The sequence below is a fragment of the Mycolicibacterium houstonense genome, from assembly GCF_900078665.2.
In the GTDB taxonomy this organism is placed as follows: domain Bacteria; phylum Actinomycetota; class Actinomycetes; order Mycobacteriales; family Mycobacteriaceae; genus Mycobacterium; species Mycobacterium houstonense.
The window spans coordinates 4,013,678-4,038,115 of sequence record NZ_LT546207.1 but is presented as its reverse complement, the minus strand read 5'-3'; the positions used below and the strand labels follow the sequence as shown (position 1 = coordinate 4,038,115).

Here is a 24,438-nt window from a genome sequence, read left to right as displayed (position 1 = left end):
CATGAGCATCAAGGGCACGCTTATCAAGCTCGGCATCTTCTCACTGGTGCTGCTTACCTTCACGGGGATCATCTTCGTGGTCTTCGGCCAGATCCGGTTCAACCGGACCTCCGAGTACTCGGCGATCTTCAACAACGTCAGCGGCCTGCGCACCGGGCAGTTCGTCCGGGCCTCCGGAGTGGAGGTCGGCAAGGTCTCGGGCGTCAAGCTGATCAACGGTGGCCAGCAGGCCGAGGTCACGTTCAACGTCGAGAAGTCGCTGCCGTTGTTCGACGAGACCACGGCCTCGATCCGCTACCAGGACCTGATCGGTAACCGCTACCTGGAGCTCAAGCGCGGCACGAGCGACACCAAGATCCCGCCGGGCAGCACCATCCCGCTGGAACGCACCGAGCCCGCGCTCGACCTCGATGCTCTGGTGGGCGGCTTCCGGCCGCTGTTCCAGTCCCTGAGCCCGGAGAAGGTCAACACCATCTCCAAGTCGATCATCACGATCTTCCAGGGCCAGGGCGGCACCATCAACGACATCCTGGACCAGACCGCACAGCTCACCCAGAGCATCGCCGACCGGGACCAGGCGATCGGAGAGGTGATCAAGAACCTGAACATCGTCCTGGACACCACCGTCGCGCATCAGCAGCAGTTCGACGACACCCTCAAGAACTTCGAGACGCTGATCACCGGGCTGAAGAACCGCGCGGATCCGATCGGATCCTCCGTGGCCGACATCAGCAACGCGGCCGGCTCGCTGGCAGACCTGCTGAGCGACAACCGCCCGCTGCTCAAGGACACCGTGGGCTACCTCGAGGTCATCCAGCAGCCGCTGATCGACCAGAAGCAGCAGCTCAATGACATCCTGGTGCAGTTCCCCCAGGCGTTGAAGATCATCGGTCGTGCAGGTGGCATCTATGGTGACTTCTTCAACTTCTATGCCTGCGACCTCTCGTTGAAGCTCAACGGGTTGCAGCCGGGCGGACCCGTCCGAACCGTCAAACTCGCTTCCCAGCCGTCGGGTAGGTGCACGCCGCGATGAGGACACTGCAAGGTTCCGACCGCTTCCGCAAAGGCCTGATGGGCGTCATCGTGGTGGCGCTCGTCATCGGCGTCGGCTCGACGCTGACGAGTGTGCCGATGCTGTTCGCCGTACCCACCTACTACGGCCAGTTCGCCGATACCGGTGGCCTCAACATGGGCGACAAGGTGCGCATCGCCGGCATGGATGTCGGCACCGTGAAGAGCATGGACATCAACGGCGACAAGGTCGAGATCGGCTTCACCCTCGGTGGGAAGACGATCGGGACCGAGAGCCGTGCGGCGATCCGCACCGATACGATCCTGGGGCGCAAGAACATCGAGATCCAGCCGCGCGGCAGCCAGACACTGGCCCCGCGCGGGATGCTGCCGCTGGGCCAGACGACGACGCCGTACCAGATCTACGACGCCTTCCTGGATGTCACGCGCAACGCATCGGGCTGGGACACCAAGTCGGTCAAGGACTCGCTGAACGTCCTGTCCGAGACCGTCGATCAGACCTCGCCGCACCTCAGTGCCGCGCTGGACGGGGTGGCCAAGTTCTCCGAGACGATCGGCAAGCGCGACGAGGACGTCAAGAAGCTGCTGGCCAACGCCAACAAGGTGGCCACGGTGCTCGGCGATCGCAGCACCCAGGTCAACCAGCTGCTGGTGAACGCCCAGACCCTGCTGGCCGCGGTCAACGAGCGCGGCCAGGCCGTGAGCATGCTGCTCGAGCGGGTGTCGTCGGTCTCGCATCAGGTCGAGGGCCTGATCAACGACAACCCGAACCTGAACCGGGTGCTGGAGCAGCTGCGCACGGTCAGCGATCTGCTGGTCGAGCGCAAGCAGGATCTGGCCGACACCCTCACGGTGGCAGGCAAGTTCATCACCTCACTGGCCGAGGCGCTGGCCTCTGGCCCGTACTTCAAGGTGATGCTGGTCAACCTGATCCCGCCGCAGATCCTGCAGCCGTTCGTCGACGCCGCGTTCAAGAAGCGCGGGATCGACCCCGAGGAGTTCTGGCGCAACGCCGGCCTGCCCTCGTTCCGCTTCCCCGATCCCAACGGCGAGCGCCACGAGAACGGTGCTCCGCCGGCCGCCCCGACGCCGCTGGAGGGCACCCCGGAGCATCCGGGCCCCGCCGTCCCGCCGGGATCGCCGTGCTCGTACACGCCGACGGCGGCCGGTATCCCGTCGCCGGGCAACCCGCTTCCGTGCGCGGGCGCCACTCAGGGCCCGTTCGGTCCGGTGCCCGGTGGCTTCGGCCCGCCCGACGTGGCGACCTCGGCGCCCAACCCAGAAGGCATCGCGCATTCGCCGGGTGTGCCCAGCGCGGCCATCCCCGGCCAGATGCCGCCGGATCAGCCGGGTGCACCGGTCGAGCTGGCGCCCGGTCCGCCCGGGGCCCGCACCGTTCCGATCGCCCCGCTGCCGGTGCCGCCGGGACCCCTGCCGGGTTACGCACCACACCCGGCGCCGGTGAACGCACCCCCGGCACCGCCGGGACCGGGGCCGGACGCCGGGCCGGCGGGTACTCCGCCGCTTCCGGGTAATCCGCCGTTCCTTCCGCCCGGGTCGCAGGGATAGGGAGGGGTATAGAGAGCCATGTCTACCGTTTTCAATGTTCGAAACATCCAGTTGCCCAAGGCTTCCCGGGCGGCGGTCATCGTCGGTGCGCTGGCGGTGGTGGCGGCCCTGGTGCTGGGTTACTTCGGCATGAACCTGTACAAGAAGCTGACGAACACCACGATCACCGCGTACTTCCCGCAGGTGCTCGCGCTGTACCCCGGGGACAAGGTCCTCATCATGGGCGTCCGCGTCGGTGCGATCGACAGCATCGAGACGGACGGCGACAAGATGAAGGTCGTCTTCCACGTCAACAACAAGTACAAGGTGCCGGAGAACGCCACGGCGTCCGTACTGAACCCGAGCCTGGTGGCCTCCCGCGTCATTCAGCTGTCCCCGCCGTACACCGGTGGGCCGCAGATGAAGAACAACGCGGTGATCCCGCTCGATCGCACCCAGATCCCGGTCGAGTACGACGATCTGCGTAACCAGATCACGCGTCTGCTGGCCGATCTGGGCCCGACCGCGGCGCAGCCCAAGGGCCCGTTCGGCGACATCATCGATTCGTTCGCCGACGGGTTCCAGGGCAAGGGCGAGCAGCTCAACCGGACGCTCAACGGGTTGTCGGAGGCGCTGACCACGCTCAACCAGGGGCGCGGTGACTTCTTCCAGGTGGTCAAGAGCCTGGCGTTGTTCGTCAATGCCCTGCACAAGAGCGATCAGCAGTTCGTCGCGCTCAACAACGATCTGGCGCAGTTCACCAACTCGTTCACCAACACCGACCAGGAGTTGGCCACCGCCCTGCAGGATCTGAACCGGGTGCTCAAGACCACCCGCGAGTTCCTGGACGAGAACGGTGGCGTGCTCGCGCACGACGTGAACAACCTGTCGGAGGCGACGACGGCGATCCTGCAGCCCGAGCCGCGCAACGGCCTGGAGACGGGTCTGCACGCCTACCCGAACCTGGCCGCCAACGTGCTCAACATCGTCTCGCCCACCCAGGGTGGCATCGTGGGTCTGCCGGTCCTGCCGGGTCTGACCAACTTCTCCAACCCGCTGCAGTTCATCTGCAGCTCCATCCAGGCAGGCAGCCGGTTGGGGTACCAGGATTCGGCCGAGTTGTGTGCGCAGTACCTGGCGCCGATCCTGGACGCGATCAAGTTCAACTACCTGCCGTTCGGCCAGAACCTGGCGAACACCGCCATGACCCTGCCGAAGCAGATCTCCTACTCGGAACCGCGCCTGCACCCGCCCGGCGGATACAAGGACACCACGGTTCCCGGCATCTGGTCGCGCGACACCTTGTTCTCGCACGGCNGTCGCGTGGGACGCCGCGTCGCGGTGTTGTCGGCGTCCGCGCTGATCCTCACCTCGTGTGGGCAGTGGCGCGGTGTGGCCAACGTGCCACTGCCGGGTGGGCCGGGCACCGAGTCCGGCCGCACCACGCTGTATGTGCAGATGCCGGAGACGTTGGCGCTCAACGCCAACAGCCGGGTCCGGGTGCGCGACGTGTTCGTCGGCCGGGTCCGCAGCATCGAGCTGGTCAACTGGGTGCCGACGCTGACCGTCGACATCGAGCCGGGCATCGAGCTGCCGAAGAACACCGAGGCCAAGATCGGCCAGACGAGCTTGCTGGGTTCGCAGCACGTCGAGCTCAACCCGCCGGAGGATCCGTCGCCGGAGAAGCTGCGCAACGGGGACACCATCCCGCTGGCGCAGTCGTCGGCGTATCCGTCGATCGAGCGGACGCTGGCCGGTATCTCCGGCATCCTGACCGGCGGTGGTATCCCGAACATCGAGACCATCCAGACCGAGGTGTACAACATCCTCAACGGTCGCGCCGATCAGATCCGCGACTTCCTGGGCCGGCTCGATACCTTCACCGACGAGCTCAACCAGCAGCGCAACGACATCACCCGCGCGATCGACTCGACCAATCGGTTGCTGAACATCGTGGCGGCGCGCAACGACACGCTGGATCGGGTGCTGACCGAGTTCCCGCCGCTGATCGAGCATTTCGCCGAGACGCGGGACTTGTTCGCCGATGCGGTGACGTCGCTGGGCCGGTTGTCGAAGGCCGCCGACGACACGCTGTCGAACACCAACGCGAACCTGCACACCAACCTGCAGAACCTGCAACGGCCGCTCAAGCAGCTGGCCCGCTCGGCCCCGTATCTGGTCGAAGCGCTCAAGCTGATCCTGACAGTGCCGTTCAACATCGAGAACATCCCGAAGGCCGTGCGCGGCGACTACATCAACGTGTCGCTGACCATCGACCTGACGCTGAGCTCGGTGGACAACGCGTTCCTGTCCGGTACCGGCCTGTCGGGCATGCTCCGCGCGCTGGAACAGGCGTGGGGACGCGATCCGGCGACGATGATCCCGGACGTTCGGTTCACGCCGAACCCGCACGACGCACCTGGCGGCCCGCTCGTGGAAAGGGGGGAGTGAGACATGTTGTTGACCCGCTTCATCAAGATGCAGCTGGTTCTGTTCACGACCCTGACGGTGATCGCGCTGGTCGTGCTCGCGCTGTTCTACCTGCGGTTGCCCACGTGGGCCGGGGTGGGGATGTACAACCTCAGCGCCAACCTGCCGAACTCGGGCGGGTTGTACGCCACGGCCAACGTCACCTACCGCGGAACCACGATCGGCAAGGTCACCTCCGTGGAGCCCACCCAACAGGGCGCCCGGGTGGAGATGGACATCTACGACCAGTTCCGCATCCCGCGGGACGCCAGTGCCAACGTGCACTCGGTGTCGGCGGTCGGTGAGCAGTTCATCGATCTGGTGTCCGAGGGCAGCACGCAGGAGTACTTCCGCGACGGCGACACCATCGAGAAGGGCACTGTGCCCGCCGAGGTGGGTCCCTCGCTCGACGCGGCCCAGCAGGGTCTGGCGGCGTTGCCGAAGGAGAAGCTCGGCGTCCTGCTCGACGAGACGGCCAAGGCCGTCGGCGGGCTCGGGCCGTCGCTGCAGCGCCTGGTCGATTCCACCCAGGCGATCGCGGGCGATTTCAAGGACAACCTCGATCCGGTCAACGACATCATCGAGAACTCCGGGCCGATCATCGACAGCCAGGTGAACTCGGGTGATGCGATCTCGCAGTGGGCGCGCAACCTCAACACGCTGGCCGCGCAGAGCGCCCAGAACGATGCGGAGCTGCGCAGCGGTCTCCAGCAGGCGGCGCCGACGGCAGACCAGCTGAACTCGGTGTTCGGCGACGTCCGTGAGTCGTTGCCGCAGACGCTGGCGAACCTGGAAATCGTCATCGACATGCTCAAGCGCTACAACAAGAACGTCGAGCAGGTCCTGGTCGCACTGCCGCAGGGTGGTGCCGTGGCCCAGACCGCGACGATATTCGCGCCCAAGGGCCTGCTGCACTTCGGTCTCGGCATCAACATGCCGCCGCCGTGCCTGACCGGCTTCCTGCCGGCCTCGGAGTGGCGTTCGCCCGCGGACACCTCGACGGCTCCGCTGCCGTCGGGCCTGTACTGCAAGATCCCGAAGGACGCGTCGAACGCGGTGCGCGGTGCGCGTAACTACCCGTGTGCCGACGTGCCGGGCAAGCGGGCGGCCTCGCCCGCGGAGTGCCGCAGCGAGGAGCCCTACCAGCCGCTGGGCACCAACCCGTGGTACGGCGATCCGAACCAGATCCGCAACTGCCCGGCCCCGGGCGCTCGCTGCGATCAGCCCGTCGATCCGGGCCGGGTGATCCCCGCGCCTTCGGTGAATAATGGGCTGAACCCGTTGCCGGCGAGTCAACTCCCGCCGCCGGAATCCACGGCGCCGCGCAGCGATCCGCTGACCGCGCCGCGGGGTGGCAATGTGACTTGTAGTGGACAGCAGCCGAACCCCTGCATCTACACTCCGGCAGCAGGCTCGACCGCCACCTATAGCCCGTCCAGCGGCGAGGTGGTCGGTCCCGGCGGTGTGAAGTACTCCGTCACCAACTCGAATAACCCAGGAGATGACGGATGGAAGGAGATGCTGGCGCCAGCCAGCTGAACCTCGCCGACCAGCAGGACCCTCAACCCACCGAACCGCACGCGGAGGCCGTCACCGAGATCGCTGATCCGATCGCGGCCCCGGACGCCTCGGCCACGGACGCCGAGGAGGCGTCGCCGGAGTCCCAGCCGCGTGCTTCGCGGCTGGGACGGGGCTGGATGGCGGCCATCGTCGCCGGACTACTGGTCCTGGCGGCGGCCGTCGGTGTGGGCGGCTACCTGGCACTGCGGGCGCATCAGGACAGTGAGCGGATCGCCAGTGACGAGGCCGAGGCCGTGGCCGCGGCCAAGGACTGCGTGACGGCCACCCAGGCACCCGACACCCAGGCGATGATCGCGGCCCAGACCAAGATCATCGAATGCGCCACCGGTGACTTCGGCGCACAGGCCGGCCTCTACAGCGGCATGCTGCTGGAGGCCTACCAGGCCGCCAACGTGACGGTGAAGGTCTCCGACCTGCGGGCTGCGGTGGAGAAGCACAACGACGACGGGTCGATGGACCTGCTGGTCGCGGTGCGTGTGCTGGTCACCAACAGCGAGAAGTCCGACGAGGAGCAGGGGTACCGGTTGCGGGTGAAGATGGCCCGCGCCGAGGACGGCAACTACAAGGTCGCGCGGCTCGACCAGGTCACGTCGTGACCGCTGTGCTGGACAACGCCGACCCGGTGGCCGCCGAGGGCACCGGGACGGACCAGACGCGGTTGGCGTCGTGGCGGGCCCGGGCCGGGGCGTTCGCCATCGACGTGCTCGCCGGCGCCGGATTGATCGCGATCCTGGCGCTGCTGGCGTGGTCGGCACCGTTGTACGGCTGGTTCTGGTGGGTGTGCACGGTGGCCGCCGCACTGGTGACGGCCGCGGTGTTGGTCAACCGGATCGGGCTGCCCGCGTACACCGGGTGGTCGGTGGGCCGTGCGGTGTTCGGTATCCGGGTGGTGTCCGCGGCCGGCGACGCCGGTCTGGTGCGGCTGCTGCTGCGTGACCTGGCGCATCTGCTGGACACCGCGGCGGTGTTCATCGGCTGGCTGTGGCCGTTGTGGGACTCGCGGAACCGGACCTTCGCCGATCTGCTGACCCGCACCGAGGTCCGTCGCGTCGATCCGCCCGAGCACGACGCCCGGCGCCGCGCCGGTGCGCTTCTGCTGGCGGTCGCGGTGCTCAGCGTCATCGCGGGCGGTCTGGGCTACGTGGCCGTGTACCGCGAGGACCGGGCCGTCGACCAGGCTCGTGAGCAGCTCACCGAGCAAGGTCCGCGGATCGTCGAGCAGCTGCTCAGTTACGGGGTGGATTCCCTCGATGCGGATTTCTCCCGGGCGCAGTCGCTGACCACGGACAACTACCGGCAGCAGCTGGTCGACCAGCAGGACGCGGTCCGTAAGGCGGGGCCGACCACCAACGACTACTCGGCGGTGCGCAGTGCGGTGCTGCCGGGGCTGACCAAGAACGACGGGGCGATGCTCGTCGCGTTGCAGGGCATGCGCGGCACCAATCCGCAGGAATTGAAGTTCATCACGGCGACGGTGCGGGTCGAGTTCCGGAAGTCCGGTGACCACTGGCTCGTCGACAACCTCACGGTGCTCAAGCGGCCTGCGCTCGGCGGAGGCGGACAGTGAGCCCGCGTCGCCGGATCGAGGCCGGCGAGCGGGACTACTTCGCCGTCGAGCCCAAGGAACCCATCCGATGGGGGCTGCCGATCGTCGCGATGGTCTCGGCGTTGCTCATCGCCGCCGCCATCGCAGGCAGCACATTCATCCTGGTGCAGCACGAATCGGATCGGCGCGCGGAGATCAAGACCGCGGGCGCGCTGGAGTACGTGCGCGAGTTCATGACGGTCTACACCACCGTCGATCCGTTCCACGCCAACGACTATGCCGACCGCATCGTGGCGCAGGCGACCGGCGATTTTCGAAAGATGTTCCAGGAGAAGCAGAACGAGATCGTCATTCAGGTGGCGCGGTCCGAGCCGACCGAAGGTTCGGTCACGGACGCGGGTATCGAGCGCTGGAACGACAACGGCAGCGCCGACGTGCTGGTCGCCACCAAGACCAGTACGCGTACGCCGGACGGGAAGTCCGTGATCGAGAGCGGCAGCCGTTGGATCGCGACGACGATTTGGGAAGGACAGCAGTGGAAGATCAGCCAGCTGATTCAGGTGATCTGACCACCGGAGCGCCCGACAAGCCGCGCCGCAGACTGCGTTTCGGGCGGCGTCGCCGTGCCGAGGAAGTGGTGGAGCCGGATGCTACGGAATCGGCATCCGAGTCCGACGGTGCCGAATTCGAGGAGGCCGAGGGTTCGGCCGAGCGCCGTACCCCGGTGGGCAAGCGCCGCAAGGTCACCGCCGAGCCAGAAGGTATCGCCGAGCCGGAAGGTGTCGCCGAACCGGAACCGGAAGTCGAGCCCGAGCCTGACGCCGACGCCGACGCCGACGCCGACGCCAAGCCAGATGCAGAGGCCAAGCCAGAGGTTGAGGCGGATGCCGACACCGAGACCGAGGCCGCCACAGAGGATGAGGCGACAGAGGATTCAGACGCCGACGCGGACGGCGAGCCGGCCGAGGAACAGGTCCTGGTGCCCCACCGTCCGGCAGGCAAGCGACTGACGTACGCGGCTGCGGCTGCGGCCGGCGTGTTCGTGCTTGCCGGGGCATTCGGCGGTGCGATGTTGCAGCCGTATCTGGCCGACCGCGCCCTGGTGGCGACCAAACTGCAGGTGGCGCAGACCTCGGCGGACGCCATCACCACGTTGTGGACCTACAACCCGGACAACATCGAATCCCTGCCGGACCGGGCCGAGCGGTACCTGTCCAAGGGCTTCGCCGATCAGTATCGGCAGTTGATCGACTCGATCGTGCCGTCCAACAAGCAGGCTCAGGTCACCAACAACACCGAGGTGATGGGTACCGCGGTGGAGACCATCGGCCGTGACCAGGCCACCGCGATCGTCTACACCAACACCGTGTCGACGAGCCCGGTGACCAAGAACGTACCGTCGCTGCGTTACATGTCGTACCGCGTGATCTTGCAGCGCACCGATGGGGATTGGCGGATCACCGACATGCCGGCGTTGACCCAATTGGACCTGTCTCCGCAGTTGTAGCGGCGAGGATGTAGGCATGGCCATCGCCTCACCGGTGACGCAGCGGTCCACCGTTGTGGCCCTGCTGTTGTTGACGTGTGCCACTGGGATCGTCGATGCGATCAGTGTGTTGGTGCTGGGTCACGTATTCGTCGCCAACATGACGGGAAACGTGATTTTCCTTGGCTTCTGGTTCGTACCGCACTCCGGTGTGGACGTGACCGGCGCGCTGGTCGCGTTCGTCGGGTTCGTGCTGGGCACGGTGGTGGGCGGGCGGTTGCGGCGCCACCTGGACAGTCATGTCCGGAACTGGCTGACCACCGCATTGGGAGTCGAAGTTGTTCTGCTGACGGTGCTTTCGATTCTGACGGGCACGGGGGTACTGCAGTACGACGACAACCGGAAGTTCATCCTCATCGTGCTGGCGATGACGTTCGGGATCCAGAATGCCACCGCGCGCCAATTCGGGATTCAGGAGTTGAGCACCACGGTGCTGACGCAGACCATCGTCGGCATCGGGTTCGACAGCAGGCTGGCCGGTGGCACCGGGGACCGCGAGAAATTGCGTTACGGCGTGGTGCTGACGATGTGCGGCGGCGCGGTTCTGGGGGCGACGCTGTCCCGGTTCACCGTCGCGCCGGTGATCGCGCTGGCGGCAGTGGTGGTGGCGGCCAGTGCGCTCATCTTCAAATTTGGGCCGGCACCGGCAGAGAGTGCTCCTTGATCCACGCCTCGCCCTCTTCCACCGAGTGCTGCAGCGCGGTGAACTCGCCGAAGTAGTCGGCAACCGCGCCGACCACCGGGAGCATTCCGAGGTAGCGGTAAACATTTTGCGGATGAGGTCTTTTCGCCAACTCGCCGCCGACGGCGCGCAGCGTGCCGGCGAACTGCCAGAGCTTCTTCGGGAGCGGTTGCGGCGGTGTTTCCGGGGCCTCGGCGGGACTGCGGGTGAGTTGGCGGTCGCACAGGACCGCGCCCAGCAACCGGACCTGCTCGCCGCGGTCGGTGACGCCTTCTTCACGAGCCACGGCACACAACAGGATGGCCTGGTTGGAGAAGCCAAGGAAGTCCTGAACCGGAAGCCGGTCGACTATCACCCCCAATGCGCCGGGGAACGCCACGAGCACGGTGGTCACCGCACCCGCGCGGTGCACCCACCACTTCACGTGGCCGTCCTGATCGAGGTCGTCCCAGGCCTTGGTGCCGGGCAGCTCGGCGAAATTGAGAAGTGCCGCCGCCAGGTCCAGGGATTTGCCGACCGCATTCTGGGAGGACTGCCGGCGATGCGTCCGCCGCTTCAACCCCAGCGGGTCGAACCAGGTGAACAGATCGAGCGCCGGATTGATCACGGTCACCGCATGACCGAGTGCTCCTGCGACGTCGGCGTCAGACAGACGGGTGAAAGGCAACAGGTTGATCCCCACGGTGGCCATCTTGCCGGATGGTCGTGTTCGTCGTCGTCCGGCTCGACCGCCGAGCTGCGCACATCGGCATCCAGAACGTGTCGTATCCCTCTGCCACAATCGTGTTATGCCTTTGGCTGCAGCTCCTTTCGCCGCTGGGGTGGCCCCAGCGCAGCGTACGGAGGTGTTGTTCGCTGAGTTGTCGGAGCTGACGGGTCAATGCAATGCGATCGATGGCCGCATCGTGGAGAGCGTGGCCGAGTTGGAGCGTGATGAGTTGTGCAACCGGCGCCCGCTCGATCCAGGCGTTGGTGGGAGTCCCTGACGGCGGTTCTTCGTCAAAGTCACCGAGGGCAGGCGCAGCGCACACCTGCACTCCATGACACCGAGCAGTCCGCGGTGGCGCCAACAGCTCGCGTTTCGCGACGCGCTACGCGCAAACCCGATCCTGGTCGCGCTGTACGCCGCGCTGAAACGTGCTCGCGCATCCAAACATGCAGACGATCGCGAGGACTACTCGACTGCCAAAGCAGATTTGGTCGAATCAGTGCTCAACTGCCGTCAATAGCGCGGATAGCTCGTGCGAGGAGTTCAGGCGAAAATCCGCAAGTGACGCTTGCATTGCGACCGTACTCCGAGTGCCCCGACGCACCGGTCCTGGATTCGTAGCCGTCGATCGGTGTCAATCCGGCGGAGGTTTCCAGGTGCTGGAACCGGAATCGTAGGTGCCCATCGTCATTGATGATGTCGTTGGGGTCTGATCCCGAGCCGTGAAAAGGCGCCAACGCACCGATCGGGTTGATGAGATCGTCGGGCGCCGACATCACGAAAAAGTTATTGTCGTTCATGCCGAGTTCGGCTGGTGTGTCGGCCTGAAAACCCGGAGACCCGTACAGCACCGCGTTGTCCAGGTATTGGCCGGCGCCCTCATGCATGGCGATACCCGAAGTCAGCGACCCGTAAGAATGCCCGAACAAGGCGGTGGTCTGGCTGGGGTTCTTCGACGCCGCGTCGAGGTCACCCAAGAACGATGTCAGCTTCGGCGCTCGGGCCTGGGCCAGATCGTCGCTGAGCATCGAGGAATCGCCGAGGTTGGGCGGAGGCTGATAACCCACACCATGATGCGGGGGACAACGGTGAGGATGCGTACTGCGGGCCTGTCGGCGGCAGCGGTGACGGTTTTGTCGGCACCCATAGCCGTCATCAGTGCGGGGGTGTTATCCGGGTTCACAGCGGTCGCATTCTCCGCGGCCATGGGCCAGGTGGGACAAGGCGACACACCAGTAGTCTCCGCGTTCGTCTGGTCCCACCAGGGGAGTCTCAACGACCCAAGACCTGGGTTCAGCGGGTGCGGATGCAGCGTCGTAGGCAACTGCGGCGCCGTGAACGGTACCGGCTCATTGCGGGCGTTCAGTTTGGCCCCAGGGCCCCACAGAGGCCCTCCGCTATGGAGCAGATGCACGATGAGGTTGTGGTAGTCGTCAGGGGGCATAAGGGGCTGTGCCGACATGTTTCTGGCTCTCCTAGCTTGTTGCGCCTGCTCTAGTCGAGCGGATCGTCGCTAGCTCGAACTGCGAGAGTGATTTCATCGCCGCCGGCGACCATCGCCAAACCGGCCAGTGTGATGCTCGCGGTCTGACCGGCAGCACGGTGGGGGACCGCAATCGAGCCAGAGCCCTCGACTTCGGCCAAGCCGCCGGCAGGGCGTGGACTGTGCTCACCAGCCGACATGCTCGCGCACCAGGGATCCCCGCCAAATCGATCGGGACTTGCACGTCAGTCCCGTTGACCGCCAGTTTGATTGCGGCCTGACCGGGTTATGTGGGGTACTTGGCGTCGAGGATGTCGGTGGCGACGTCGGCGAGGCTCGCTTCGGGATTGATCGTTCGGACGATACGTTCCGTGAGCGGGCGGTGGTCATAAATGTGCGCGGCGGCGATCGGGTCCACAGATACCTCGAAGTACCGTTGGGCGAATTCGATGTAGGACCGTGGGGTGGCGTCGGTCAGGATGTCGAGAAACTGGTGAGCCCCCTGAGGGTCATCCTGTTCGTCCATTTCGTTGAAGCTGACTTGTCCTGTTTGCCAGCCACTTTCGGCGTTCTGGTGCCATAGCACATACGTGGCGGCGAAGACGTCGTCATAAGCAAAGGCGGGCTCGGCGAGGAAAGCTCTGAAGGTGTCGGGAACATCGTCGATGAGTCCGGGCCATAGCTGCGGAGGGTCGGTGCGCCAGGGAGTCATCGGTGATTCGTGGTCGAATCCGCGGATGAAGGCTCCAGCAGTCGTGAACACGATGTAGCAGTCGTCGCCGCACCCGTTGCGCATCTGAGCGCAGCTTTCGCCATCGCCCCAGTCGTGGGTGTAGGAGTACCAGCGGTTATCCCAGACGTCCGGGCTCAGAATGGCGTCGAGCATGGCGACCGCCTGGCAGCGTTGCTGCAGTGTCTTGATGTTGGGCAGTCGAGCGGCGATGTGGGCAGCGGTCACGGGCTCAGGATCCCGAGGAGTTGGGTGGCGGCTGATCGGGCGTCGGTGTTCGCTGATTCGTCCCAGAGTTGAGACCATTCGGTGTCTGGGTGTATGACTGCCCGCACGGCGGCGACGGCCTTTTCACGCAGGTGCGGGGTGACAGTTAATCCTGTTCTGTCGCCGAGGGTTTGGGGACCGTAAGTGGTATCCAGGCGTGGCCCGTTAGGGAGTTGAGCGGCTACGACTGCTGCTGCTGCCAGGACGGCTGAGCAGTCGTCGATATCAAGTTGGCCGTGGTCGACGTCATCGGTGAGCGCGAAAGTGTCTTCGATGAAGGCGAGACGCTCGGTGGGGTCGGTCTCGTCGAATTCGTTGGCCCAGTCGGCGGCGTCGTCGTTCTCGAAAATCCCTGCCCCCCATGCACCCATCAGGGAACCTCTCTGTCGTTCTCGTGGATACGGCTGACCAGTTTGGCATGGAAGTCGTTCTCGTAGACCGCATCGATGTCGCGGGGCCGACCGACAACATCGTTGGTTTGGTAGCTCAGGGCGTCGGTCTTGAGGTTGGCGTCCAGATACTCCAGGCGGGGGTGAGACGCCAGGACCTGGAAGTCGGCGGGCTGCAAAGTAGCACTCTCAACTCGGAGGTACCGCAAGTCTGGGGCAGCTGCGATCGGGGCTAGATCCCGGAAGTCCTTGAGCTTTCCGATCTGCACGACTTCTAATTTGGTCAGTTTGTTCAGGTCGGGCACGTCTGCTACTGGCAGGCCGTCCAACCGCAGGCTGGCCAACTGCAAACAGTCACCGATCGGGGCCAAGTCGGTGACTTTAGTGCGATACATCGACAGCATCTGCAGGTTGGGCAGACTTGGTAGCGCCGACAGGTCGTTGAACCGCCCCTGCGTGGTGTGTAGTGCCCCTAGCTGCTGTGCGCTACCGAGAAAATCCAGGTTGTCTCGTTTGACGCTGGCCAGGCTGATCGATCGCAGCGTTGGGATGTCCGACAGGACATCGAGGTCGCGGGAATGGTCGGTGATCGCCAGATGTGCTAGGGCGGGAAGCTGTGTGAGGACGTCCAATGGCACCCGTCGCTTAGATTCTGATAGCGACAGTGTGCGTAACCGAGGTACATGGCGTAACCCATCGAACGATTCGATGGTCCAGCCGACAATATCGAGGCAGGTCAGCCGCTCGAAACCTGCAAGAAACTCCAGATCCGGTATTCCACCGTCGTGTGACTGCACGTCCAGCGTCAGCTGTGGGTAGCGGCGCATATAGTCCGACAGCACCGCCCAATCCGTTGGCGTGGGGGCACCCCGCAGATCGGTGACGAATATCGTCTGAAACTCGGGATCCTCGGGTAGCTGGTCGGCTGTCCACGGCAGTTGAAGGTCCGGAGGCCGCGGGCGCGGCTTCATGGGCAGCTTGTCTGGACCGATGTCGCTCATAGCGTCCACTCTCTCTGCGGTCATCAATCACGGCAAGTCTGTTCGCCCCGGGCCGCGGTCTGCGTGACCGTAAAGGCTCGTCATTTGCCGTTCGGCTTCTGGTGGTTCTGCTTGCTCTTTTTGTCTTTCTTTTTGTCCTTGTCTTGCTTGTCCGCCGATCGGCCCGAAGAACCTGACTGGTCGCTGCCTGAGCTGCGCGACGGTTGATTGGCATCACGCGCTGAACTCTGCGCTGTTGCTCGTTGCGTATCGGCGCTTCGCTGAGCTTGCCCACGTGCGTCTAGACGCCGCTGCACTCGCTGTGGGAGACGTGAGATGTCCGGGTCGCGGTGCTGGCTGCTGAGGAACCGATCGGCTGCCTGGTCGAATTTCTTGGTCTTTGGGTGACCGACCCTCACCCCGCGAATTGAATTGCGCCCCAGGGACCCCGGAACGGGGCGCGAAGGGGGATTGAGAGTGCGGTGGTGATCCATCAACCGTTGTTCGAGGCCCCGCCGGGCCAGACGGCTGTCCGTGCGGTACACCTGCACGCTGTCACCGGCTCGGAGTTTGCCGTTGGGGCCGGCATGTGCAAGCAGTCTGCTGTCGACATTGCGTGAGCGGCCCACGTAGACGGGGTTCATATCCTTGTCGTGGATGACGTACACCCCGCCTTTGGGCTGTTTGGGTGCCGGCGGTGTGGCTTTGGGCGCTGGCATCGGGCAGTTGTGGACAAGCACCGATACAGCTGGGGTGGTGATGTAGAAGGTGTGGGTGCTCTCGATAGTGAGGTCCCACATGTCAGCGTCACCGGCCACCGGGCTGGTCGATTTCACCTGCGCGGCAGCACCATTGGGCGGGTACAGGGCGTCGCCGGGGCGCAGGTCTTTCGCGTCAATCCAGCCGGGCCCGTAGGCGTTGGCGGGTGTGGTGCTCGCTGCCAGTGCGGTCGTGGCGCTGTCCGCGCGGTTGGGGCTGTAGAAGGGGTGCCCGCTGGTGGTGTTGATGACCGAGGACGCACCGGCATTGTTGGTGATGGTCAGGTCGAGCAGGTCGGTATCGTGATTGACCAGCACCGCCTGCACGGTCTGCGGCCCGGACCGGCCCGAGGCTGGATCGGTGGACCACACCTGGTCCCCGACCCGTAGTTGGCTGATGGGTCGGTTGGTGCCGTCAGCGAGCAGTACCAAGGTGTCCGGGGTGAACGATTGTCCCGCGCACGGAACCTCAGTGGGCTTAGCCGCCGGCGGGGCATTCGGAGCCTTTGGTGAAACCCCTGGTGTCACTGGCGGTTTCGCCGTGGCGGCGGCTGCTACGTCGTCGGCGAGCTGGGCGGGTGGGGTGGGTGCGGTTTTGGCGACGTCGATGACATCGTCGGCGTGTTTGGTCAGTTGTTCGACGGCGAGTTCGGTGCCTTCTTTCACGACCTTTTTGGCTGCGCCTTGCGGGGTGACCATGGACGCGGCGCCGAGCACATTGGAGGCGATGCCGAGGGCTTGGTTGTCGGGCAGGGCGGCGGCGGCGATATCCACGGTGGCGCTGGCCAGATTGACCGTGGCTGCGGTGATCATGGCTGCACCTGCAGGTCCCCCAATACCGGTCACGGCCAGTGCGACTCCGCCGACGAGCATGGCTGATTCGAGTGGGTTTTCTTTGACGAACGTTCCGACGGCTTTTGCGCCCGAGGCGGTGGCTGAGGCGACGGTGGTGACCGCTGAGGTTGCGGTGTCGGCGAGTGAGCTGACGGTGTTGGTGAATGAGTCGAGGAACCCTTGGGGCAGCGGAGCGCCGGGGGTGCCGACGTGCAGGGGTGGGTCGACATAGACCGGCCAGGTGGTGCCGGGTTGGGGGTCGATGACTTCGGCCAACGCATAGAGTTGCGGGGCGAGTTGTTTCACCACATACGAACTGGGCACCAACTTGCCGGTGGCGTCGCGGGTTTCGGCTGGGGAGAACATGCCGATGGTCTCGGCGGTCGGGGTGGCCCGGTTGATGGTCAGGTAGCCGTTGGTGTGGGCGAGCATGACGGTGTCGGCGGGGGTCCGAACGAAGGTGGTGACCATTCGGGGCCCGGCTGGGTCGCTGATGCGGGCGACGGTGCGGGTGCCCGAAGCGGTGTTTTCGGCGAGCATGTCAAAGCCGGCACCGGCATTCGGATACACGACCTGTCCGCCGGGGGTGTGCTGAGCGTTCCCGAGTCCGCCGGGCAGCACCACCTGTACCGGGCCGGCGGCGGTGCGTGCGGTCAGGCCGGCCACCGGGGCGTCGGGCAATCCGGCGCGGCGCTGCTCAGTGGTCAGGGCCGGATCAGAGCCGACCGCCGATTCGGTGAACGCAGCGGCCGCGGCGTCGGCGAACCCTTGGGCTGCCGACACTGTTCGTGCCGCCTGATCGGATCGTTGTGACGGTGCCGGTGTGATCAGGTGCAGCCCGCCCAGCGTGACCGCCACCGCGCACAGCGCGGCCAGCCAGCGCGCCGGCCACCTCAACCAGAGACTTTGCTGACCGTCGTGCAGAAAGTTCCCTGAACCCGGCGTACAGCCTCGATCCCCCGACATGCGATCCCCCGATCAGCAATCTCGCCAATAGTCAGGCAGCTATCACCCTGCCTGTTGGACGGGACTGTAAACAACACCACCAATAACCGTCAATTGCCAGGCAATAGGCCATAACAGAGTGTCGCGGCGTACGCGAGTAGATTTCCGATGTGGCAAATTATTGCAGCCAGTTCTCACCTGCAAGTAGCTACTCAAAAGCCGATGCGCCAGCCAATGTGTTGGCATCTTGAGTGCGTTTGCTCACAGCCGTGTTTAGTAACGAGTGCGGACCAGTTGCGATCCGTTCTCTGCTACCAACCTGGTGCTCGTCTGCACCTACCACCACCGGCTACCCCACCGGGGCCTCATCACCATCACCGGACCCTCACACCGGCTCGTGGTCACCGACCCGGCGAACGCGCCGACTGGTGGTGGTACCAACCCTTCCAACCCCAACCATCACCTGAAGTCGCATAACCCGGACACGTCGTGAATGGCCTCACGGCGCGGAGAAACGCCGTTTGTCGACGCCGGTAGCCTGGCCGGTATGCCCAACACCGCGGGCCCGGACGGCGAGTTCGTCAAACACAACCCGGCGGCGCCTCCCGGGTTCTTCGCAGCGGAGGCGGCGGGGCTGAAGTGGCTGGCGGTCGCGGGCGGCGTGCCCTGTGTTCAGGTAATCGATTACAACGCAACGTCATTGACTCTGCAGCGTTTATGCCCGGCCGCGCCGACACCGCAGACGGCCCGGCGGTTCGGTGAGCAACTGGCACATACCCACGACGCCGGGGCACCCGCATTCGGGGCCGCCCCCGCTGGCTACGCAGGCAGCGGGTTCTTTGGCCCGATGTCGCAGCCGCTGCCAATGTCGTTGGTGGAGCACCGTTCTTGGGGCAGGTTCTATGCCGACGAGCGTCTGGCGCCCATGACTCAGCTGGCGGCGAGACGGCTGGGCCACCGAGTGCACGACGCGGTCGTGGAAGTCGCTGAGCTGTGCCGCTCTGGCCTCTTCGATGACGACGACGCGCCGGCACGGCTGCACGGCGACCTGTGGAGCGGCAACGTCATGTGGACCGCCGACCGAGCGGTGCTCATCGACCCCGCGGCGCACGGCGGCCACCGAGAGACCGACCTCGCCATGCTGGCGCTGTTCGGCTGCCCGTATCTCGACGAGGTCCTGGCGGGATATCAATGCGTACGAGGGCTGCGTGACGGCTGGCGCGACCGGATCGGCCTGCATCAGCTCTACCCGTTGCTCGCCCACGTGGTGCTGTTCGGCGGGGAATATTCCGGCCAGGTCGCGGCGGTTGCCGACCACATTCTGGGGAATGTCAGCAAACTGCGGATCGAGTAGGTGCACGCGCCCGCGCAGACCCTTTCGACGTCATGTGCCGCAGGTCGGGGCGGTTTCGGCGCCGAGCGCAATCGGTTGACACCTGTGCGGCGGAGTGACAACGGCAAGAACCGCTTCTCGGGGCACGCAGCAACGCCGTGGGAGATCAACCGCTATCCGGCCGACGCTTGCCTGTCGCAAGCGTCAATATAACTCTGCACAGCACACCGCCGGTTGATGCGAACGCTAACAGTTTGCGATAACTCGCGAAGGCGAAAGATGAAATTCTTGTCAGCAATCTAGTGAGGAAGGTCACATCAGTGTTACGTTGCCTGAGATCAACCTGAGAAACCGCCCGAAGGGACTGGTCAGATGGCAGTCAAACACCGTAGGCAGCGGGGGCGCATCACGAGGGTCGCGACCCTCGGGGCGGCAACCGCAACCGTCACCGCGCTTACGGTGGGCGTGGCTCCGCCACCTCAGGCCCAGGCCGCCGCGGTCCAGCGTGACCTGCGGCTGCAGGCCGGGGCCCATCTCTTCCCGCCGCCGGACCAGATTCCGGACCTCACCGGCGGCTTCGGAACCCAGGTCTACAACGTGTCGCAAGACGTCGGCGCGCAGGTCATGACGGCGTTCGTCAACAACGTCAACCTGGCCGCACTGCTGCAGGCGGCAGGCATCGACCCGACGGCCGCGATCAAGGACCCACTCAACGATGCATTGGGTGATGCCTTGGAGGGGTTGCCCATCGACGTCGGCAAGCTCGGCATCGACCTCGACGACCCGCTGTCGTCAGCCGGGATCAACCTGATCACCACCGGCGGGGTGTTCACGCTGCTGCGCCTCCTCGGCGTGGACCTCGGGTGGGTGGCACCGTTCCCCAACTCGGTCGCCGACGAGATCAACAACACCGAATACCTTGAGATCAGCCTCGAGTCGATCTTCGAGGCAGTTGGCCTGCCCACGAGTGGCGCTGGGCTTGAGGCGATCCGTCTTGCGCTCAAAGCGGTCGGCATCGAGCTGCCGGACCTCAACACCAATGCCGCGGATGTGCGCATCCCCATCGTGGCGGGCTGGGGTCTCGGCGCCTTCGCGGCCGGCGCGGCGTACCAGCAGGTGGTCGACGATTTGCCGAATCAGCCTGGCGGCGCGGCATACACCGGCACCGATCCGCTGCTCGGCAGCTACACGATCTTGCCGATGATCCTGATCGACAACCCGGGCCGGGCCAACGGCGGCATCTTGGCGCGGGCGTACCCGCTGTTCGGGTTGTTCGGGATCGACACCGTGACACCCGATACCCAGGTGCAGAGCAGTGGGACCAGCATCGTGGAGGGCGTACCCGTGGTCGGGGACATCCCGCTGTTCGGGCTCACGCCGGGTGGCGCCAATCTGATCCCGATCAAGATCGACGCCACTGCCGAATACCTGCCGATGTCCGACTTCGCGGCCTGGCCCAACCCGTTCACGATGGCGAACAACGTTGCGGCAGGGCTGTTCCCGACCTACATCCTGCGGAACCAGTCGCTGGACACGCTCACGACAGTGCTGGTCGACCAAATCGTGTCGCAGCTCGGTGCCGATATCACCGACTATCTCGCCGATCCAGGGGACGATCCACAGCTCGGCCCCAAGCTCAACATCTACGTTACGATCCCGGCGAACAGCCTGCCGCTGCTGGAGCCGACGTACCTCGTGGTGGACGTCGTCAACCTGCTGACCGGGGCGAACTTCAACAACCCGATCGGCACGGCGCTGACCCCGGTGCTGACCAGCCTGGTCAATCTCGGCTACACCGACGTGGAATACGACGAGGAGACGGGCATCTATGACCGCACCCTCGACGAGGCCGACATCCCAACGGCATTCGGGACACTTCCGGCCGATGTCGATTGGGCGCAGGTCCCCGGGCACCTGGCCAACAACCTCATCACCGGCATCCAGAAGGCCATCGACGACGGGCTGATTAACCAGAACCCCGTGCCCAGCCCGATCCAGCAGCTGCTCGGGCTGCTCGGGGTGGGCAATCCGCTGGACAGCCTCGTTCCGGACGCGTTGGACACCCTCAATGATGCTGGGACACCGAGCCTTACGGCGACGAGCTTCGAGCCGCAGGCGATCACCCAGACCGACCTCGGCACAGACACCGTCAACCTGACCACCGAACAGGAGGACGATGGGGCGCAGGTCGAGAACAACACCAAGAAGCTGACCACCACCGCCGACGACGCACGCGCCGAGCTGAACAAGACGGTCAAGGCCGCCGGCGATCGCGCGAAATCCTCGGCGCAGCAGGCGCGGGAGCGGACGGCCAAGGCGGTCAAGGACGCCCAGGAGCGGGTGAACGACATCGCGGAGAAGGGCCGCAAGCAGATCGAGGCCGCGGCCGAACGCGTCGAGAAGGGGGTGGAGAAGGCGGTCAAGGGCACCAAGGCCGACACCGACAACGGCACGAAGTCCAAGAAGGCCGACGCCGCATAACTACGATTGCCGGGTGACTTCGGCAAAGCGTGGGCGCGGTCGACCCGCCGGGCCTGGTGTCGACGTCGAGCAGCGGCGTTCGGACCTGCTCGACGCCGCTGAGCGCGCGATCCGCGCTCACGGACCCGAGGTGGGGATCGCGGAGGTGGCCAAAGAGGCCGGTTTCGTGCGCTCGGCCGTCTACGCGGTCTTCCCGAACCGGGCGGCGATCCTGTCTGCCCTCGGCGAACGTCAGGCGCACCGATTGCTGGCCGAGATCACCAGGCGCGCTGCGGGTTCCACCGAGCTGCGTCAGCGCATGTGGTTGTTCTTCGACGTCATCTGCGGCTGGATGCAGGACGACCCGAACCTGTACCGCGCGTTGAGCGTGCATGCCGCCGGCGGTCATGAGATGCCGGGAATCTTCGATGAACTCGCCGCTGCGGTCGAGGCGATGCTGGCGGCGTCGATGGCGGCCGGTGGCGCCGACACGGCGCCCGCGGCACCGTGGGCGCGAGCCATCGTCGGGTCGGCGATGGTCAGCGCGCAGTGGTGGCTCCGGGATTCGTCGATGCCGCGCGCTGAGCTCGTCGAGCACCTGACGACGCTGTGCTGGGACGGCGGCTCGGCCCTGCCGTTCAGCCCGTTCGACGTCTCGGCTATTGACAGCGGTACGTCATAAAAGACACTATGTCTTTTATGGCTGCTCCCGTCTCGCCACAGGTCGACGGTCCCTCGCGGTACTGGGAGGACGTCCCCGGCGAATACGACTTGAAACTGACCGAGATCACCGGCGCGATTCCGCAGGGGTTGACCGGCACGCTCTACCGCAACGGCTCGGGCCGCTGGAACATCGGTGCCTCACGGGTGGACAGCCTGTTCGACGCCGACGGCATGGTGGTGGCCTTCGCCATCGACGGTGACGGCGTGCGGTTCAAGAACCGCTTCGTGCGCACCCAGCATTACCTGACCACCACGGCGGCGGGCCGCATGGTGAAACGTGGCTTCGCCTACCAGCGGCCGGGAGGCATGCGCGCCAACGCCTTCCGGCTACCGGCCAACACCGCCAACACCAACGTGATGATCGGACCGGACCGACTGCTCGCCCTGTGGGAGGGCGGCCGGCCGCACGGCATGGACCTCGACACGCTCAACACGATTGGGATGTGCAGTCTGGACGGCGTGCTCAGGGGCCCGGTGGGTGCCTACTCCGCGCACTACACCTACGACGCGACGACGGACACCAGGGTCAACTTCGGTTTCGACCCGTACTTTCCCCGTCTGGACCTCCGGCACATCCGCAGCGCCCCGAACCGGGACGAAAAGCTCAGACGTCTGGCCGAACTCGTCGGCGAGGCGATTCCCCGGGTCCGGTTGCGCCTGTATGAGACCGACAGCAGCGGGGCGACGCGATACCTGAGGGCGGTCCCGCTGCCCGGCATGGGCCTGATCCATGACATGGCGCTGACCCCGCGGTACGCCGTGTTCATGCTGTCTCCGCTGCGGATCAACCCGTGGGCGATGTTGGGACGTCAGACCTTCTGGGAAGCCATGCGGTTCGAGCACGACGAACCGTCGTACTTCATCCTCGCCCCGCGGAACGGCGGCAGAGTGCGGGTGATCGAGACGGACCCGTTCTACATGTGGCATTACGCCAACGCCTACGAGGACGGTGCCGACGTGGTGGTGGAGCTGCCCCGCTTCGCGCCGGAGACCTTCGGCGGGATGCAGGCCTGGGCGTCCGACAGCCGCACCGACATGGCCCGGATGTATGACGGCATCGCGCCGGACGCGATGCCGGATGCGGTGCGCCTCACCCGGTTCCGCATCACGGCCGACGATCGGGTGGTGGCCGAACCGCTGGCCCAGATGGGTTGTGAATTCCCGCAGATCGATCAGCGGCGGTCGACTCAACCGCACACGGTCACCTATGTGACCGTGCCCAGCGACGATGAGGGCAACCGCGACGGCATCGGACGGTTCAACCATGCCGACGGCACGGTGCAGACGTACTGCCCACCGGGTACCAAACTGGTCGAGCCGATCTTTGTGTCACGTCCCGGCAGCACCGACGAGGCCGATGGCTGGGTGCTGACAGTGGGCTATGACGAAGCCCAGCACCGCAGCCGGCTGATGGTGTTCGACGCGCCGCGGGTCGAGGCGGGCCCGATCGCCGAGGCCTGGCTGCCGTTTCACCTGCCGATGAGCTATCACGGCGCCTTCACCGACCGGGTGGCCAGGTTCTAGAAACTAGTTGGGCGCCAGCGCACTTTCGGCCAACCGGCCCAGCACCGGCGCCAGCAACTCGGCGTACTCGGCGGTGATGTGGTTGTCGTCGCGGAACACCAGGGTGTTGCCGACGATCACCGGGCAGCGCCGGTCGGTGCAGAAGTACTGATCCAGCCGCGCGTACCGCCCACCACCGGCGTGTACCGCGGCGGCCTCGGCGGCAATCCCGGTGTCGTTCACGGCGACCCCGCGATCGGGTGCGCACGCAGTGGCGTCGTCCACATGCGCCGACAAGCAGGTCGGGACCGTGGTGTGCGGGTCGGGCACCGGACCGAGCACCAGCACCCGTGCGCCGGTGCCGCGCAGCTGCGACACCAGCCGGGTCAGCCCGTCCAGCCAGGCCCGGTCGTAGCTGACGAAGCCGAAATCGGCGCCGTAACGGCGCACCATGTCCAGCACGATCAGCGCCGGACGTTCCTTGGCCACCTTGGCCACCTTGGCCAGCACGTCGGCGCGCCATTGCTTGCACTCGGTGAACTCCCGGCCCAGGTACGGGCTGCGGATGGGCAGCTTCATCGGCGGGCAGGTGACCTTGGCCAGCGTTTCCAGCCGCCAGCCCCGTTGCTGCGCCGTGGTTTCCAGGGCCGGTTGCCACATCCCGGCGTGCGAGTCCCCGATCAGGGCGACGGTGGTGCCCGAGGCGGTGTTGCCGGAAACGCATTCCGGCAGCGCGACGTCCTTCCAGGACAACACGCACCCGTTGACGAAGGCCTCCGGTTTGGTGATGTTGTCCAGCGGTGGCGACAGATTCGACGGCACCGCACGCAGGTCGGCAGAGGCGGCCACGGCCGCCTGCACGCGCTGTTCGGGGGTCAGGGCCGGCTCGGCAGCGCGTGGTGTCGCGGTGGCCGCCACCG

Annotated in this window: 20 protein-coding genes and 1 pseudogene; 14 read left to right on the top strand and 7 right to left on the bottom strand. The window is 65.7% G+C overall.

Features of this window, described 5'->3' with window-relative positions; translation table 11 throughout:
* The first annotated feature begins 1 nt into the window (after position 1).
* From BN4332_RS20150 to BN4332_RS20110, 9 genes are all read left to right on the top strand, one after another.
* Positions 2–1,033 (top strand): MCE family protein, encoded by a 1,032-nt coding sequence (locus tag BN4332_RS20150; protein ID WP_066900982.1) that lies wholly within the window; start codon positions 2–4, stop codon positions 1,031–1,033.
* Positions 1,030–2,601: a virulence factor Mce family protein gene (locus BN4332_RS20145; RefSeq protein ID WP_066901189.1), complete on the top strand. Its 1,572-nt coding sequence runs from the start codon at positions 1,030–1,032 to the stop codon at positions 2,599–2,601. Before BN4332_RS20150 ends, BN4332_RS20145 begins: the two co-directional genes overlap by 4 nt.
* An 18-nt stretch (positions 2,602–2,619) precedes the next feature.
* A complete protein-coding gene (locus tag BN4332_RS35550; protein ID WP_074133128.1) occupies positions 2,620–5,031 on the top strand; it encodes a virulence factor Mce family protein in 2,412 nt (803 codons plus the stop codon).
* Between the two features lie 6 nt (positions 5,032–5,037).
* Positions 5,038–6,588 carry an MCE family protein gene (locus BN4332_RS20135; RefSeq protein ID WP_066901186.1) on the top strand — a complete coding sequence of 517 codons (1,551 nt, stop codon included), beginning with the start codon at positions 5,038–5,040 and terminating at the stop codon, positions 6,586–6,588.
* Positions 6,558–7,226 (top strand): Rv1363c family protein, encoded by a 669-nt coding sequence (locus BN4332_RS20130; protein ID WP_066900979.1) that lies wholly within the window; start codon positions 6,558–6,560, stop codon positions 7,224–7,226. Before BN4332_RS20135 ends, BN4332_RS20130 begins: the two co-directional genes overlap by 31 nt.
* Positions 7,223–8,197: an RDD family protein gene (locus BN4332_RS20125; RefSeq protein ID WP_066900977.1), complete on the top strand. Its 975-nt coding sequence runs from the start codon at positions 7,223–7,225 to the stop codon at positions 8,195–8,197. Before BN4332_RS20130 ends, BN4332_RS20125 begins: the two co-directional genes overlap by 4 nt.
* Complete coding sequence (locus BN4332_RS20120; protein WP_066900975.1) at positions 8,194–8,745, top strand: Rv1363c family protein; 552 nt, start codon at positions 8,194–8,196, stop codon at positions 8,743–8,745. The genes BN4332_RS20125 and BN4332_RS20120 overlap by 4 nt, the downstream gene beginning before the upstream one ends.
* Entirely contained in the window at positions 8,712–9,683 is a 972-nt protein-coding gene (locus tag BN4332_RS20115; RefSeq protein WP_066900972.1) for a mammalian cell entry protein, read from the top strand. The genes BN4332_RS20120 and BN4332_RS20115 overlap by 34 nt, the downstream gene beginning before the upstream one ends.
* A gap of 16 nt (positions 9,684–9,699) precedes the next feature.
* Positions 9,700–10,386, top strand: coding sequence for a YoaK family protein (locus BN4332_RS20110; RefSeq protein WP_066900970.1), 687 nt, complete (start codon positions 9,700–9,702; stop codon positions 10,384–10,386).
* Here BN4332_RS20110 and BN4332_RS20105 read toward each other — a convergent pair.
* On the bottom strand, positions 10,349–11,095 hold the full coding sequence (locus tag BN4332_RS20105; protein WP_235654149.1) for a hypothetical protein: 747 nt from the start codon (positions 11,093–11,095) through the stop codon (positions 10,349–10,351). The two genes, BN4332_RS20110 and BN4332_RS20105, sit on opposite strands and share 38 nt — an antisense overlap.
* A gap of 349 nt (positions 11,096–11,444) precedes the next feature.
* On the opposite strand from BN4332_RS20105, the gene BN4332_RS20095 reads away from it, so the two are divergent.
* A complete protein-coding gene (locus tag BN4332_RS20095) occupies positions 11,445–11,633 on the top strand; it encodes a GrpB family protein (RefSeq protein WP_074133127.1) in 189 nt (62 codons plus the stop codon).
* Here BN4332_RS20095 and BN4332_RS20090 read toward each other — a convergent pair.
* The 5 genes and pseudogenes from BN4332_RS20090 to BN4332_RS34915 all read right to left on the bottom strand — a co-directional run.
* Positions 11,617–12,180 (bottom strand): annotated as a pseudogene (locus BN4332_RS20090) (alpha/beta hydrolase); the annotation flags it as partial. The gene BN4332_RS20095 and the pseudogene BN4332_RS20090 sit on opposite strands and share 17 nt — an antisense overlap.
* Positions 12,181–12,882: 702 nt before the next feature.
* Positions 12,883–13,554, bottom strand: coding sequence for a hypothetical protein (locus BN4332_RS20080; RefSeq protein WP_074133126.1), 672 nt, complete (start codon positions 13,552–13,554; stop codon positions 12,883–12,885).
* Positions 13,551–13,964 (bottom strand): DUF4259 domain-containing protein, encoded by a 414-nt coding sequence (locus BN4332_RS20075; protein ID WP_074133125.1) that lies wholly within the window; start codon positions 13,962–13,964, stop codon positions 13,551–13,553. The genes BN4332_RS20080 and BN4332_RS20075 overlap by 4 nt, the downstream gene beginning before the upstream one ends.
* On the bottom strand, positions 13,964–14,983 hold the full coding sequence (locus BN4332_RS20070) for a leucine-rich repeat domain-containing protein (protein WP_066900964.1): 1,020 nt from the start codon (positions 14,981–14,983) through the stop codon (positions 13,964–13,966). Before BN4332_RS20070 ends, BN4332_RS20075 begins: the two co-directional genes overlap by 1 nt.
* 80 nt (positions 14,984–15,063) lie before the next feature.
* Entirely contained in the window at positions 15,064–17,451 is a 2,388-nt protein-coding gene (locus tag BN4332_RS34915) for a polymorphic toxin-type HINT domain-containing protein (protein ID WP_268811525.1), read from the bottom strand.
* 595 nt (positions 17,452–18,046) lie between these two features.
* On the opposite strand from BN4332_RS34915, the gene BN4332_RS20055 reads away from it, so the two are divergent.
* The 4 genes from BN4332_RS20055 (at position 18,047) to BN4332_RS20040 (ending at position 23,539) form a co-directional block, all read left to right on the top strand.
* Positions 18,047–18,853 (top strand): fructosamine kinase family protein, encoded by an 807-nt coding sequence (locus BN4332_RS20055; RefSeq protein WP_066900960.1) that lies wholly within the window; start codon positions 18,047–18,049, stop codon positions 18,851–18,853.
* Between the two features lie 351 nt (positions 18,854–19,204).
* Positions 19,205–21,313 (top strand): AAA family ATPase, encoded by a 2,109-nt coding sequence (locus BN4332_RS20050; protein WP_074133124.1) that lies wholly within the window; start codon positions 19,205–19,207, stop codon positions 21,311–21,313.
* A gap of 13 nt (positions 21,314–21,326) precedes the next feature.
* Positions 21,327–21,974, top strand: coding sequence for a TetR/AcrR family transcriptional regulator (locus BN4332_RS20045; RefSeq protein ID WP_066900956.1), 648 nt, complete (start codon positions 21,327–21,329; stop codon positions 21,972–21,974).
* A 17-nt stretch (positions 21,975–21,991) separates the two neighbouring features.
* Positions 21,992–23,539 (top strand): carotenoid oxygenase family protein, encoded by a 1,548-nt coding sequence (locus tag BN4332_RS20040; RefSeq protein WP_066900954.1) that lies wholly within the window; start codon positions 21,992–21,994, stop codon positions 23,537–23,539.
* A gap of 3 nt (positions 23,540–23,542) precedes the next feature.
* On the opposite strand, the gene BN4332_RS20035 is transcribed toward BN4332_RS20040, so the two are convergent.
* On the bottom strand, positions 23,543–24,438 hold an 896-nt coding region (locus BN4332_RS20035; RefSeq protein WP_268811524.1), incomplete at its 5' end, for an SGNH hydrolase domain-containing protein.